General features: G+C 33.3%; 8 protein-coding genes. 2 read left to right on the forward strand and 6 right to left on the reverse strand.

Annotation, left to right across the window (positions count from 1 at the left end):
• Nucleotides 1-47: 47 nt before the first annotated feature.
• Nucleotides 48-3,029 (reverse strand): protein translocase subunit SecDF, encoded by a 2,982-nt coding sequence (gene secDF, locus ACEWL1_RS09460; RefSeq protein ID WP_409233073.1) that lies wholly within the window; start codon nt 3,027-3,029, stop codon nt 48-50.
• A gap of 202 nt (nt 3,030-3,231) precedes the next feature.
• On the opposite strand from secDF, the gene ACEWL1_RS09465 reads away from it, so the two are divergent.
• Complete coding sequence (locus ACEWL1_RS09465; RefSeq protein ID WP_409233074.1) at nt 3,232-4,908, forward strand: formate--tetrahydrofolate ligase; 1,677 nt, start codon at nt 3,232-3,234, stop codon at nt 4,906-4,908.
• A 100-nt stretch (nt 4,909-5,008) separates the two neighbouring features.
• Here ACEWL1_RS09465 and mdh read toward each other — a convergent pair whose 3' ends face one another.
• From mdh to asnB, 5 genes are all read right to left on the reverse strand, one after another.
• Nucleotides 5,009-5,935: a malate dehydrogenase gene (gene mdh, locus ACEWL1_RS09470; protein ID WP_409233075.1), complete on the reverse strand. Its 927-nt coding sequence runs from the start codon at nt 5,933-5,935 to the stop codon at nt 5,009-5,011.
• 133 nt (nt 5,936-6,068) lie between these two features.
• The gene (locus ACEWL1_RS09475) at nt 6,069-7,139 is read right to left on the reverse strand and encodes a DUF6588 family protein (RefSeq protein WP_409233076.1); all 1,071 of its coding nucleotides are present in this window, start codon (nt 7,137-7,139) and stop codon (nt 6,069-6,071) included.
• Between the two features lie 127 nt (nt 7,140-7,266).
• Nucleotides 7,267-9,204 (reverse strand): DNA topoisomerase (ATP-hydrolyzing) subunit B, encoded by a 1,938-nt coding sequence (gene gyrB, locus ACEWL1_RS09480; protein ID WP_409233077.1) that lies wholly within the window; start codon nt 9,202-9,204, stop codon nt 7,267-7,269.
• A 292-nt stretch (nt 9,205-9,496) separates the two neighbouring features.
• Complete coding sequence (locus tag ACEWL1_RS09485; protein WP_409233078.1) at nt 9,497-12,949, reverse strand: pyruvate carboxylase; 3,453 nt, start codon at nt 12,947-12,949, stop codon at nt 9,497-9,499.
• A gap of 93 nt (nt 12,950-13,042) precedes the next feature.
• Nucleotides 13,043-14,707 (reverse strand): asparagine synthase B, encoded by a 1,665-nt coding sequence (asnB, locus tag ACEWL1_RS09490; RefSeq protein ID WP_409233079.1) that lies wholly within the window; start codon nt 14,705-14,707, stop codon nt 13,043-13,045.
• A 470-nt stretch (nt 14,708-15,177) separates the two neighbouring features.
• On the opposite strand from asnB, the gene ACEWL1_RS09495 reads away from it, so the two are divergent.
• Nucleotides 15,178-16,569, forward strand: a complete 1,392-nt coding sequence (locus ACEWL1_RS09495) for an anthranilate synthase component I family protein (protein ID WP_409233080.1) — start codon at nt 15,178-15,180, stop codon at nt 16,567-16,569.
• Nucleotides 16,570-16,576 lie beyond the last annotated feature (7 nt).

Consider the following 16,576-nt stretch of genomic DNA (forward strand, 5'->3'; position numbering starts at 1 on the left):
GTTTTGAATTAAGTTCAAAACGGTTTTTTTATTTTAGTCTTTTCAGATTATTCTTTTTCTGCTACTTTCTTAGAAGTATCAAACATGATAGGAGTTGCAATAAATAATGAAGAGTATGTTCCAACTACCACACCAACAATTAATGCAAACATAAATCCTTTAATAGAATCACCACCAAATAAGAAAATGGCCATCATTACTAATAATGTAGTTAAAGAAGTGTTGATTGTTCTTCCTAAGGTAGAACTTAATGCTTTGTCAACTACTTTTGTGTAGTTCCATTTTGTATGAATTCCTGCAAATTCTCTAATTCTATCAAAAATTACCACGGTATCATTTAATGAATAACCAACTACAGTTAATATCGCTGCAATAAATGATTGTCCAACTTCCATATCAAATGGCATAAACTTGTATAATATTGAGAAAATCCCTAATACAATTAAAACATCGTGGAATACTGCAACAACAGCACCTACACTAAATGATATTTTTCTGAAACGCAATAAGATATACAAGAAAACTACAATTAACGAACCTAAAACTGCCCATAAAGCTGATGTTTTAATATCATCGGCAATTGTTGGGTCAACTTTCATATAACTCATAATTCCGCTACCAGCTTTTTCAAAACCTGGTTTAAAGTTTTCGTAAGTTGTAGTTCCTAAATGAGATTTTAATCCGTTGTATAAAGCAGATTGTACTTCTTCATCAACAGTTAAACCTTCATCATCTATTTTGTAAACAGTAGTTATTTTTAATTGATTAGAAGTACCATATGTTTTTACTTCTGGAGCAGAACCAAATACTGCTTTTAAATCTTCAGCAACTTCAGTTGAGTTCATTGGTTGATCGAAACGAACAACATAAGAACGACCCCCTTTGAAATCAACACCCTGTTTTAATCCAAGAGTTGCCATTGAAACAATTCCACCAAGAATGATAGCACCAGAAATTACGTAAGCTATTTTACGTTTTCTTAAGAATTCTATATTTATATTTTGGAACCAGTTTTTAGAAATTGAAGTGTTAAATGTTAAGTTTTTATTCTTGTTAACAGCACCATCAATTAGCATACGAGTAATAAATACTGCAGTAAATAATGATGTAGCGATACCGATCATTAACGTTAAAGCAAAACCTTTAATTGGTCCTGTTCCAAAAACGTATAAGATAATACCAGTTAATAAAGTGGTGATATTTGCATCAATAATTGCAGATAAAGCTCCTTTTACACTAAAACCATCTTCTACAGCAAGTTTTAACCCTTTTCCGCCGTTTAACCCTTCTTTAATTCTTTCGAAAATAATAACGTTAGCATCTACAGACATACCAATTGTTAAGATAATCCCTGCAATTCCAGGTAACGTTAATACCGCGCTAAACGAGGCTAAAATTCCGAAGATGAATAAGATATTTACTGCTAATGCAATATTTGCGAATAAACCAGCTCTTCCATAATAAAAGAACATCCAGATTAATACCAATCCGATTGCTAATCCAAATGAGTTCAAAGATTTATCAATTGATTCTTGTCCTAATGATGGACCAACAACTTCTGCTTGAATAATTCTAGCAGCAGCAGGCAGTTTACCAGCTTTTAAAACTGTTGCAATATCTTGTGCTTCTGTAATGGTCATCAATCCACCAGAAATAGAAGTTCTACCGCCAGAGATTGGTTGGTTTACAGAAGGAGCAGTATAAACATAATCATCTAAAACAACAGCGACAAATTTACCAGCATTGTCTGTGGTCATTTTTTCCCATTGTTTAGATCCAGTAGAGTTCATTGTCATGCTTACTTCTGGTTTGTTTCCTAACTGGTCAAAAACCTGGGCAGCATCTACAATTACATCGCCTTCTATAGTGGCAACATCTTTTCTGTTCGATTTGATTGCGTATAAACTAATAACTTCTGCAGTTTTATCTGCATTTGGTTGTGCTTTATAATCCCATAAAAACTTAACGTATCTAAGGTTGCTTGGCAATAAAGCCCTAACTTCTTTTCTGTTTAATAATTTATTTACCATTGCTGTATCAGAAACTTTAGCCATAGCAACTAAAGAACTTACTTGTTGTTGGCTCTGAGCAATGTTTGGAGATAAATAAGTAAATAATGTTTTTTGACTGTTTACGTTTGTAGAGTCTTTCTTTCCTAATAAGTTATCGATATCATCTTTTTTGATGGTGTCTGTTGCTATAGGGTTTTCATCTTTTAAAAGTTCAGTAACTTTCGTATTTGCTGTAAAGAAGAAGTTTTGTACTTCTGTATTTGTAAACACTTCCCAAAATTGTAATTTGGCAGTACTCTCTAATAACTTCTTTACACGCTCAATATCTTTTGCTCCAGGCAATTCAATTTGAATTCTACCAGAGTTTCCAACACGTTGTATACTTGGTTGTGTTACACCAAACTTGTCAATTCTACTACGTAATACTTCAAAAGCAGTATCAATAGAGTTGTCTATTTCTGTTTGAATAATTGGCTTAACCTGAGCATTTGTTTTGTTAAAGTTAATTCCTTTATCAGCTAAGGTTTTTGTCCCAAAAATAGATGGATCACTTAATTTAACAGTTCCGTTACTTAGTTTTTCAAACTCCGAAAAGAATAAATCTAAATAGGTGTCTGTACTGTTTTTTTGTGCAGCATCTGCAGCTTCTAAAGCTTGGTTAAAAACAACATTTTTGGTTTCGTTAGTCAATCCTATTAAGATATCTTTTACAGATACTTGTAAAATTGCATTAATTCCACCTTTTAAATCAAGACCAAGATTCATCTCTTTGTCTCTAATGTCATTGTAGCTATATTCAGCAAATCCTAGATTTATAATCTTAGCGTTTCCAACACTGTCTAGATATTTTTTTTCAAAATTAGCTAAAGCTTTACCGTCATTATCGGTAACTTTTCCTTTCGCATATACCTTTGCGGCATCTTCAACATTCCCTGCGAAATAGGTAAATGATAATTGATATAAACTTACTAATCCAAAAAGGATAGCGAATAATCTGATAAGTCCTTTGTTTTGCATCTTCTATTTAATTTTAATCGACTTCTTTGTAAAAACGTGCAAATATAGTATTTCAAAAAAGAGTAGCCAATTGTTTTGTCATATTTGTAGCATAAGATTCTTGTTTTTCAAAGCTTTAAAAAAAATGACAAAAAAGAACCTTTAATTTTTTATATATTTACTCACCAAAAATAAGAGAATTAATCAATAAAAATCATTTTAAATGGCATATCAATCGGATATTGAAATAGCACAAGCTAAAACCTTAGTGCATATTAGAGAAATTGCAGCAAAATTAAATATAGATGAAGATACTATGGAAATGTACGGCAAGTACAAAGCTAAGTTGCCTTTAAGTTTAATTGATGAAGATAAAATAAAACAAAACAATCTTGTTCTTGTTACTGCACTTACTCCAACTCCCGCAGGTGAGGGAAAAACAACTGTTTCTATTGGGTTAACTGAAGGATTAAATAAAATTGGAAAACAAGCAACTGTGGTTTTAAGAGAGCCATCTTTAGGTCCGGTTTTTGGAATAAAAGGCGGTGCTGCTGGTGGTGGACACTCACAAGTTGTGCCGATGGAAGATATCAATTTACATTTTACAGGAGATTTTAATGCCATTGAAAAAGCAAATAATTTATTGTCAGCTTTAATTGATAACAATTTACAAAGCTCGGTTAATAATTTAAATATTGATCCGCGTACTATTTTATGGAAACGTGTGATTGATATGAATGATAGAGCTTTGCGTGATATAACCATAGGTTTAGGTGGAACAGGAAACGGAATTCCAAGACAAGACGGATTTAACATTACGCCAGCATCAGAAGTGATGGCAATCTTGTGTATGGCAACAGATTTTGAGAATTTAAAGAAACGTTTAGGAGATATTTTTATCGGATTTACTTTTGATAAAAAACCCGTTTTTGCGCGCGATTTAAAAGCAGAAAACGCCATGGCAATTTTATTAAAAGATGCCATTAAACCAAATTTAGTGCAAACCTTAGAAGAGAATCCGGCAATTATTCATGGCGGACCGTTTGCAAATATTGCACAAGGAACGAATACGCTTTTAGCTACAAAAATGGGGTTAAGTTTATCGAATTACGTAGTCACTGAAGCTGGTTTTGGTGCAGATTTAGGTGCAGAAAAATTCTTAAATATCAAATCAGCTTTTGGAGGATTAAATCCAAAATGTGTGGTGTTAGTTGCAACAATTAGAGCATTGCGTCATCATGGAGGCGCAAAACCAGATGAATACAATACGCCAAGTGTAGAAAAAGTTACAGAAGGATTTAAAAATTTAGAAAAACACATCGAAAACATTCGTAAGTTTAATATTGAACCCGTTGTGGCAATCAATTCATTTGTGTCAGATTCTGATGAAGAAGTGCAGTTTATAAAAGATACGTGTGCAGGGTTAGGAGTTCATGCAGTATTGTCTGAAGGTTGGGCAAAAGGAGGAGAAGGAACCAAAGAATTAGCAGCAGCGGTTGCTGATGTTGTAGAAAATAAAGCAACACAATTTAAACCTTTATACGATTGGAAGAGTCCTGTAAAAGAAAAAATAGCAATTATTGCAAAAGAAATTTACGGAGCAGATGATGTGATTTATGATAAAAAAGCAGAATTAAATTTACGAAGAATTGATCGTTTAGGATTTAATGATTTTGCTATTTGTATGGCAAAAACACAAAAATCTTTTTCTGATGATGAAAAATTAATTGGAAGACCAACAGGTTTTTCTGTAACTGTTCGTGAAATTGAAATTGCAGCAGGAGCACAATTTATCATTCCAATTCTAGGAAAAATGATGCGTATGCCAGGTTTACCTGCAAAACCAGCATCAGAAGGAATGACCATTGATAATAACGGTGTTATTTCTGGGTTGTCTTAAATAAAGAAACAGGAAAATAGAGAAAAGAAAAAATCCAGCCATTTGGCTGGATTTTTTTTTAGAACTAATAGCTAAAGGCAAATTGCCAAAAGCAAATCAGTTACAATTCTAACAATCTGTTGGTTTTTTTAACACCTTCTGCAGATGCTTCTAAATGCGCTCTTTCAGCATCACTTAAATGAATCTCTACAATTTTTTCAATTCCGTTTTTACCTAAAACTACAGGAACTCCGATACATAAATCATTCAGTCCATATTCACCTTCTAATAAAGTAGAGCAAGGGAAAATCTTTTTAGTATCACAAGCAATTGCTTGTACCATTCCGGAAACTGCTGCACCTGGTGCGTACCATGCAGAAGTTCCTAATAATCCAGTTAAGGTTGCGCCACCAACTTTAGTGTCTTCTAAAACTTGTTGTAATCTTTCTTCAGAAATAAATTCAGAAACAGGAACAGAATTTCTAGTTGCTAAACGCGTTAATGGAACCATTCCTTTATCAGAATGCCCACCAATTACCATTCCGTCAATATCAGAAATTGGAGCATTTAATGCTTCTGCTAATCTGTATTTGAAACGAGCAGAATCTAAAGCACCACCCATTCCAATAATTCTATTTTTTGGTAAGCCAGTTGTTTTATGAACCAAGTAAGTCATTGTATCCATAGGATTAGATACCACAATGATAATTGTATTTGGAGAATGCTCTATTAAGCTAGCAGAAACCATTTTTACGATTCCGGCATTAATTCCGATTAATTCTTCACGTGTCATTCCTGGTTTTCTTGGAATTCCAGAAGTAATTACACAAATATCTGAATTTGCTGTTTTAGAATAATCACTAGTAGAACCAGTAATTTTAGTATCAAATCCGTTTAAGGAAGCTGTTTGCATTAAATCCATTGCTTTACCTTCGGCAAAACCTTCTTTAATATCTAAGATTACAACTTCTGAAGCGAAATTTTTAATAGCGATGTACTCTGCACAACTTGCGCCCACAGCACCTGCACCTACAACTGTTACTTTCATTTTATTTTGTTTTGTGTGTTGAATAAATTTTGTTGTACAAAAGTACTATAAATAATTGTAAAATGTACCTTTGATATAATTCAAAAAAAGGCCGCGAAATTCGCGGCCTTTTTTATTAATGTTATTTAGTTTATTATCTAATACTTAATGCAATTCCTGCACTAACAGTATTGTATTCTTGTATGGTATAATCTGCAAATATTTTTAAAAACCACAGGCTAAATCTAGCTCCAATAGTAGTTTTAAGTCCACCAGCATCAAATTCCATATTTGGAGGTGTTAAAGTTTCTTCATAGGTGTATGTTTGTCCGCCTTCTGAGTATGTAAACTCTCCTTTATAAGTTCCTGTCATTTTAAATTTAGAAGTACCACCACTATAACCGATACCACCATAAAAATTAATAAAAGGAAAATTTAAAGAAGCAATTGCTTGAGCTGTATAAGAACGTAATTCAAAATCTGCAGAAGCATTTGCCATTTGAAAGTTTCCAGAATTTACATCTGCAAATCCATAATTAACATCCATAGAAGTGTAAGCTGCTAATAAAGAAACATGTAATGGTAATCTTTTTAACGGTCCAAACCAACTTGTGATTTCCTTTTTAAGACCAATTCCATACATGCTTGCTTTTCCACCATCATCTCCTAAATCTGTTTCTGGAAAAAAACGAACCATTGCTTCCATTTTAAAGGGCAATCCAACATTTAGTTGTGCTACAGGAGCAGGGATTGCATTTAAAGGTAATTCTCCAGTAACTCCACCAGGCATATCAAAATTTGCAGTAACAGTTCTAGATTGTCCGTTTGCCGGAGAACTAGGGTCATTAATTGTTACAGTTTTGGTAACGGTAAAAGTTGTTGGTGTATCTGGTCCTCCAAAAGTTGATGCATTAGTTGCATTTGTACTAAGAGCGCTAGATAACCCTAAGGCAGAAATAGAAAAAGTTTCTTTTTCGCTTGGTACCATTGCGGCGCTTAAACCAACAGTTAAATCAAAGCCTAATATTTTGTGAACTTTCGCTGTATGATACCAACCGTTATTCATTCCGTAAATAAAACCTTCCATTGCAGGAGTAAAATAAGCACTCATTAGTTTATTTGAATCGCTGGATGGTGCAAGAAGTATGTTCTCAAAACCATCTTGTGCTTTTGCATTAAAACTTAACGCTAAAACACTTATAAAAATTAAAATGTACTTTTTCATATTATAAAAATTTAGTTAAAATTAGTTGTTTTTATATTATAATGTTAGTGCTAATATAGTAAGAAAATAAAAAACACACCTAAAAAGGTGTGTTTTTTGATAAAAATACGACAAATGACGTAGTTTTTTATGCATCAATATTTGCATATTTTGCATTTCTTTCAATGAAATCTCTTCGTGGTGGAACTTCGTCTCCCATTAACATAGAGAATACACGATCTGCTTCAGTAGCGTTGTCAATAACAACTTGTCTTAAGGTTCTAAATTCAGGATTCATAGTGGTATCCCATAATTGTTCTGCATTCATCTCTCCAAGACCTTTATATCTTTGGATATTAACACCACCACCTAATTTTTGAGCGATTAAATCACGTTGATTGTCGTCCCAAGCATATTCTCTTTTTTGTCCTTTCTTTACTAAATATAGAGGTGGAGTTGCAATATAAATATATCCTTGCTCAACCATTTCTCTCATATATCTAAAGAAGAAAGTTAAAATTAATGTTGCAATATGCGATCCATCTACATCGGCATCACACATAATCACCACTTTATGATAACGAACTTTACTTAAGTTTAATGCTCTTGGATCATCTTCTGTTCCGATTGAAACACCTAAAGCGGTAAACATATTTTTAATTTCTTCGTTTTCAAAAACTTTATGTTGCATTGCTTTTTCAACATTCAAGATTTTTCCACGTAATGGTAAAATTGCTTGAAAATTTCTATCTCTTCCTTGCTTTGCTGTTCCACCTGCAGAATCTCCCTCAACTAAGAAAATTTCACATTGAGAAGGATCTGTCTCTGAACAATCTGATAATTTACCAGGCAAACCACCAATGCTCATTACGGTTTTACGCTGTACCATTTCACGAGCTTTGCGAGCTGCGTGACGCGCTTGAGCGGCTAAAATTACTTTCTGAACAATGGTTTTTGCATCATTCGGATTTTCTTCTAAGTAATCTGTTAGCATTTCAGAAACAGCTTGAGAAACTGCTGCAGTAACCTCTCTGTTTCCTAATTTTGTTTTGGTTTGACCTTCAAATTGTGGTTCTTGCACTTTTACAGAAATAATGGCTGTTAATCCTTCACGGAAATCATCACCAGCAATTTCAAATTTTAAGTTTTTTAACAATCCAGAATCATCAGCATATTTTTTTAGAGTAGCTGTTAATCCACGTCTAAAACCAGATAGGTGTGTTCCACCTTCGTGTGTGTTGATATTGTTTACATACGAATGTAAATTTTCTGAATACGAAGTATTATAAACCATCGCAACTTCAACAGGAACACCATTTTTTTCTCCTTCAATAGAAATAACATCACTAATTAATTGTTCTCTTGTGCTGTCTAAATATCTGATAAATTCAGGCAATCCAATTTCGCTATGAAAAACCTCAGAGATAAAGTTTCCTTCATCATCTGTGTTACGTTTATCTGTAAGTGTAATGGTAATTCCCTTGTTTAAATAGGATAGCTCACGCATACGAGTAGATAAAGTCTCGTAATTGTATTCTGTTGTTTGTAAAAAGATTGATTTGTCTGGAGAAAAAGTTACAATGGTTCCTGTAAAATCGGTTTCTCCAATGGTTTTAACAGGATATAAGGCTTTTCCTTTTTCGTACTCTTGTTCCCAGATTTTTCCATCTTTATGAACCGTTGCTCTTAAGTGTTCTGAAAGTGCATTTACACAACTTACACCAACTCCGTGTAAACCTCCAGAAACTTTATACGAATCTTTATCAAATTTACCCCCAGCACCAATTTTTGTCATTACAACTTGCAGTGCAGAAACGCCTTCTTTTTTGTGAATTCCAACCGGAATTCCACGTCCGTTATCTTTTGTTGTGATAGAATTGTCTTCGTTGATGGTAACATCAATAGTATCACAATATCCACCCATTGCTTCATCGATAGAGTTGTCTACAACTTCGTAAACTAAATGATGCAATCCTCTAATACCAATATCTCCAATATACATTGATGGACGCATTCTAACATGCTCCATTCCTTCTAATGCCTGAATACTGTCGGCTGAATAATCGTGTTTTTTTTCTTCGCTCATTATAAAGTGAATTTTTAAATTTAATTTTAAAAAAAATCGCCTTTAGTAAAGACGAATTACTATCTAACAAAGTTAAGAAAAAAGCTGTTTTAATCAAAGGAAATCCCCTTTTATCAATGATAATTATCAACATTTGTTAATTACTAAAAAGTCGCTTAAATCGCTTAAAAATGACCTTATTTTTAATGTTTGATTTTTAAAATTTGTTTGATTTTTTAAAAATAAAAAAAATCCCACAGAAGTGAGATTTTAGTATTTGATATTTTCTAAAAAATGTTAAATATTTTACTTTTTAAGACAGTTTAATAATCAAATCTTCAGAATTTACCATAATGCCTGGTTTTAAAACTACTTGTTGTATAGTAGTCGATTCATTGGCTGTAATGGTAGTTTCCATTTTCATGGCTTCAATAATAAATAAAGGTTGATTTTTAGTGATCTCTTCACCTTCTTTTACTAAAATTGTAGATAACATTCCTTGTAACGGAGCGCCAATTTCTTTTGGATTTGATTTATCAGCTTTTACGTGTTCTACTTTATCAACTTTAATAGATGCGTCTTTTATTTGCACAGATCTACCTTGACCATTTACTTTAAAATACACCGTTACAAAACCGTCTTCATTCGGTTCTCCAACAGAATCTAAAGTGATAAGCAGTGTTTTTCCTTTGTCTAATTCAACAATAATTTCTTCGCCAATTTCCATTCCGTAAAAGAAATTCTTAGTTGGCAAATTCATTAAATTGTCATATTTCAAATGTTTGTTATAAGAATCTGTAAAAACTTTTGGATACAATTTGTACGACAGAAAATCAGTAATATTAATTGGTCTGCTTAAATCTTGTTCAAATATTTTTTTAAATTCTTCGTATTCAGCTTCAATATCTAAAGGAGCCATGTGTGCATTTGGTCGATCCGTATACGGTTTTTCATCTTTTAAAATCAACTTCTGAAGCTCTTTTGGAAAACCACCAACAGGCTGACCTAAATCTCCTTTAAAGAAGCTTACCACCGATTGCGGAAAGGAAATTGAATCTCCTTTTTCTAAAACATCCTGAACCGTTAAGTTGTTGCTCACTAAATATTGTGCCATATCTCCAACTACTTTAGAACTTGGTGTAACTTTTACAATATCGCCAAAAAGCATGTTTACATCAGCATACATTGCGGTAATTTCATGAAATCGATCTTCCAATCCTAACGCTTGTGCTTGTGGTTTTAAATTGGAATATTGTCCGCCCGGAATTTCGTGTTTAAAGACTTCTCCAGAGCCTGCTTTTAAACCAGATTCAAACGGATAATAAAATTCTCGAACGGTTTCCCAATAGTTAGAATATTCGTTCAATGAATCAACATTCAACGGATTTTCGCGTTCGTGAAACTTCATCATTTCTACAACCGAATTAAAATTAGGTTGCGATGTCAATCCAGATAAACCACCAAGAGCTACATCAACCACATCTACACCAGCTTCAATCGCTTTTAAATAGGTTGCAGATTGAATTGACGAAGTATCGTGCGTATGTAAATGAATTGGAATGTTAATTTCTTGTTTTAATGCCGAAACCAATTCAAAAGCAGCATAGGGTTTTAACAAACCAGCCATGTCTTTAATTGCTAAAATATGTGCTCCGGCATTTTCGATGTCTTTGGCTAAACTTGTGTAATATTTTAAATTGTATTTTGTGTTCTTCGGATTTAAAATATCGCCAGTATAACAGATTGACCCTTCAGCTAAACCTTGCGTTCTGTTTCGAACATGTTCAATACAAGGAGCAATGGATTTCATCCAGTTTAGAGAGTCAAATATTCTAAAAATATCAACACCATTTTCCCAAGATTGTTCTACAAATTTTTCGATTAAATTATCAGGATACGCCGTGTAACCAACTCCGTTTGAGCCTCGAAGAAGCATTTGTAAAAGCGTGTTTGGCATTGCTTTACGTAATAATTGTAAGCGTTCCCAAGGATTTTCCTGTAAAAAACGCAAACAAACATCAAAGGTTGCTCCGCCCCAAACCTCCATACTAAAAATATCAGGATTGTTTTTAGCATAGCCTTCGGCTACTTTTAGCATGTCAAAAGTTCGCATTCTTGTTGCTAACAAACTTTGATGCGCATCACGCATTGTGGTGTCTGTATAATGTATTTTATTTTCAGCTTTTAACCATTGAGAAAATTTATCTGGACCTAATTCTGTCAATAAATCTTTTGTTCCCTTCGGATGTGCGGCGTTCACATCAAACTTTGGAACAATAGGTTTTACAAATGTTTTTGTAGGATCTATTTTTTTGACATCCGCATTTCCGTTAACGATGATATCACCTAAATATGTGACTAATTTGGTTGCTCTATTTCTAGGAGCTTTAAAAATAAATAAATCTGGATTTTGTTTGATGAAATTAACAGTTACTTCTCCTTTTCTAAAAGTTTCGTGTTTTAAAATATTATCTAAAAAAGGCATGTTTGTTTTTACGCCTCTAATTCTGAATTCTGTAAGTGCACGACGAACTTTTCTACAAGCTCCATCTAAAGTTCTGCTATTTGCAGTTACTTTTACCAACATAGAATCAAAAAACGGAGACACAATTGCACCTTGATAAACAGATCCTGCGTCTAAACGAATTCCGAATCCTGATGCACTTCTGTACGTTGTAATTTCTCCATAATCTGGTTTAAAATCGTTCTGTGGATCTTCGGTTGTAATTCTACATTGCAACGCGTAACCAGTAACTTTAATTGCTTCTTGATTTGGAATTTTTATTTGTTGATCGGCTAATTTATATCCTCCAGCAATAAACAATTGTGTTTTTACCAAATCGATATTGGTTACCACTTCTGTAACGGTGTGCTCAACTTGAATTCTCGGATTTACTTCTATAAAGTAAATAGAACCATCATCGTCAACTAAAAATTCAACCGTTCCAATATTATTATAATTTACGGCTTTACAAATATCAATTGCATATTGATAAAGTGCGTCTTTTGTTGCTGGTTTTAAATCGTAAGAAGGAGCAAATTCAATCACTTTTTGATAACGACGTTGTACCGAACAATCGCGTTCAAATAAATGAACGGTATTTCCGTAATTATCGGCTACAATCTGAATTTCTATATGTTTCGGATTTTCAACAAATTTTTCTAAAAAAACTGTATCATCTCCAAACGCATTTAAAGCTTCACGTTTACTTTCGTTAAAAGCGCCTTTTAATTCTGAGGATTCTCTAATCACTCGCATTCCTCTTCCACCACCACCAGAAGCGGCTTTTAGCATAATCGGATAGCCGATAATTTCTGCTTCACTCAAAGCAGTTTCAATATCTTTTAACGGTTTTTTGTTGCTTCTAATAATAGGTATATTATTAGCAACAGCTACTTCTTTCGCAGTAATTTTATCGCCAAGCGATGTAAGTACAGATACTTTTGGCCCGACGAAAATAATGCCGTTTTCTTCACATTTCTGAGCAAATAGTGCATTTTCTGATAGAAATCCGTAACCAGGATGGATTGCATCTGCGCCACATTGAAGTGCAACTTTTATCAATTCATCAATATTTAAATACGGTTTTAACGGCTCATTATCTTCTCCAATTTGATAAGATTCATCCGCTTTATATCTGTGAAGTGAATAGCGATCTTCAAAGGTATAAACACCAACAGTTTTAACTGTAATTTCTGTACAAGCTCTAAATATTCTGATGGCAATTTCACCTCTATTGGCAACAAGTACTTTTTTAATTTTCATATTAATTTTTTTATGAGATAAAGTTATTGATTTAAGAAGCTATTACGGAATAAAGATTTTAATAATTATTAACAAGCTTCTTAGTTATTCTTTTTAATACGCATCTTCATGAACCATTTTAATAGCTCTTCCAGAAGGCTCGTTTTGGTTTTTAAAACTTTCGTCCCATTCTAAAGCGATTCTTGAACTACATGCAATTGATGGTTCTTGCGGAACACACAATGCAGCTGTATCACTCGGAAAATGTTCTGCAAAAATGGAGCGATAATAAAATTCTTCTTTTGTTGTTGGCGTTTGAATTGGAAATCTAAATTTAGCATTTGCTAATTGTTCATCAGAAATTTTAGAATTTACAACTTCTTTTAACGTGTCAATCCAATCGTAACCAACGCCGTCAGAAAATTGTTCTTTTTGTCGCCACGCCACACTTTCTGGTAAATATTTTTCAAATGCTTTTCTGATGACCCATTTTTCCATGCGTTCTCCATTGATCATTTTATCTTTTGGGTTGATGCGCATCGCAACATCCATAAATTCTTTGTCTAAAAACGGAACACGGCCTTCAATGCCCCAAGCTGCTAAAGATTTGTTTGCTCGCAAACAATCGTACATGTGTAATTTGTCTAATTTACGAACGGTTTCTTTATGAAACTCTTGTGCATTTGGTGCTTTGTGAAAATATAAATATCCACCGAACAATTCGTCTGCGCCTTCGCCAGACAACACCATTTTTACGCCCATAGATTTGATAACTCGCGCCATTAAATACATTGGAGTAGAAGCTCTAATGGTTGTGATGTCGTAAGTTTCTAAATTGTAAACAACATCTTTTATAGCGTCTAAACCTTCCTGAATGGTAAATTTAATTTCGTGATGAACAGTTCCAATATGATCAGCTACTTTTTGGGCTGCAGCCAAATCTGGCGAACCTTCTAATCCAACCGAAAACGAATGCAATTGTGGCCACCAAGCAGCTTGTGTATCATCAGATTCTATTCTTTTTTCAGAATATTTTTTAGCGATAGCAGAAATAATTGAAGAATCCAATCCGCCAGAAAGTAACACTCCGTAAGGAACATCAGACATTAATTGTCTGTGAACAGCAGCTTCTAATGCATCGTGAATTTCATCAATCGAAGTTTCATTTTCCTTTACAGCATCAAATTCCGTCCAATCGCGAGCATACCATTTTTTGTAAACTCCATCTTTGCTAGACAAATAATGGCCTGGAGGAAATAATTCGATTTTTGTACAAACGCCTTCCAAGGCTTTTAATTCTGAAGCTACATAAAATGTTCCGTTTTCATCCCAACCAACATATAATGGAATAATTCCCATGTGATCTCTTGCTACAAAATACTCGTCTTTTTCGACGTCGTAAATTGCAAAACCGAAGATTCCGTTTAATTCGTCTAAAAACGACGTTCCTTTTTCTTTGTACAAAGCCAATATAACTTCACAATCTGAAGCTGTTTGAAAATTGTAAGAGCCTTCAAATTGTTTTCTTAACTCTCTGTGATTGTAGATTTCTCCGTTTGCCGCTAAAATCAATTTTTTATCTTCACTAAATAAAGGTTGTTTCCCTGATGATGGATCAACAATTGCCAAACGCTCGTGCGCTAAAATGGCTTTTTCATCACTGTAAATTCCGCTCCAGTCTGGCCCACGATGTCTAATTTTTTTAGACATTTCTAATAGTTGAGGTCTTAATATATCAGCTTTTTCTTTTAAATCGAACGCACAAACAATTCCACACATAATCTATCTATTTTGTAATTTTTATTATAATTATGATGCAAATAAACAATTACTATTGTTGTTATTAAATGTAAACATCATTATTGATTTAAAAAATATACTTTAAACGTATAATTTAAGATAATATGTAATTTGTGGTGGAAAAAAAGAGCTAAAAAATAGAAATTTGTTATCAAGATAAATTTTTTTAAAAGATTTGTTTGGTCATTTAAAAATCTATCATACATTTGTAGCTCAATGATGAATACACAAAACATATGGTGGTGGAACTCTCTTAAACGTTAAGTGAGGAAAAACCTATATGTATATAAAACATAATTAAAAAGGCTTATCTCACGATAAGCCTTTTTTGTTTTTAATGTTCAAATGTCACCTCGAGCGCAGTCGAGAGGTTATTAAGGAGGATAAAATTAAAAAGGTCTCGACTGCGCTCAACCTGACAAAAGGATACTGAAATAAATTCAGCATACATGAAAAAATTACAATTTAAAACGACTAGCACAACTCGAATATCAGATACAGTAACTCCGGTTGGTTTGTACTTAAGATTTAGAGATGCATACGCCAATTCGCTGTTATTAGAAAGTTCAGATTATCACAGTAAAGAAGAAAGTTTTTCTTTTATATGTATTGAACCAATCGTAACCATGAAAGTTGAAAATCACAATTTTGTGGTTTCGCAAAAAGGAAAAACAATTGATAAGCATTCTATTGATAAAAATTTTTATGAATTGTTTGATAATTTTTCAAAGTCTATTGATTTAGATTGTGATGCAAAACTAAAATCATTCAACGGATTGTACGGATATACAACCTATGATAGCGTTCAGTATTTTGAAAATATTCAACTGAATGTAAAAGATGCGCCGTCTAAGATTCCGTTGATGCAATACAGTTTTTATCGATTTATTATTGCTATCAATCATTTTAATGATGAAATGACTTTGATTGAAAATATTGAACAAGGAAAGGAATCAAGAATTTCAGAAATTGAAACCATCATAAAAGCGCAAACTTTTAATACCCAGAAATTTGAAATTAAAGGAGAAGAAACCTCCAATTGTACCGACGAAGATTTTAAAGAATATGTAGTCAAAGCAAAAGCACATTGTAAACGTGGTGATGTTTTTCAATTGGTATTATCGCGTCAGTTTCAACAAGCATTTAAAGGCGATGAATTTAATGTGTATAGAGCATTGCGTTCTATAAATCCGTCTCCTTATTTGTTTTATTTTGATTACGGATCTTTTAAATTGATGGGTTCTTCGCCAGAAGCACAAATTAAAATATCCGCAGGTAAAGCAATCATCAATCCAATAGCTGGGACGTTTCGAAGAACTGGTGATATGGCTGAAGACATCAAATTGGGGAAGAAATTATCCGAAGATAAAAAAGAAACTGCAGAACATGTAATGTTGGTAGATTTGGCTAGAAATGATTTAAGCAAACACGCTGAAAATGTAAAAGTTGAAGTGTTTAAAGAAGTGCAATATTTTAGTCATGTAATTCATTTGGTTTCTACAGTAAAAGGAAACATAAAAGGAAATCCGATAAATATTGTTGGAGATACGTTTCCTGCCGGAACGTTGAGCGGCGCACCAAAATACAAAGCGATGCAATTAATTGATCAATATGAAAATCAATCTCGCGGATTTTATGGCGGAGCAGTCGGAATTATAGGATTGGATGGTTCGGTAAATTTAGCCATCGCAATTCGTTCTTTTGTGAGTAAAAGCAATGTGTTGTATTATCAAGCAGGCGCAGGAATTGTTATCCATTCTGATGAAGAAAAAGAATTACAAGAAGTAAATAATAAATTAGCAGCGTTAAAAAAAGCGTTGTTTTTAGCAGAAAATATTTAAAAATAGC

This window comes from Polaribacter gochangensis, assembly GCF_046224025.1.
GTDB classification, from domain to species: domain Bacteria; phylum Bacteroidota; class Bacteroidia; order Flavobacteriales; family Flavobacteriaceae; genus Polaribacter; species Polaribacter gochangensis.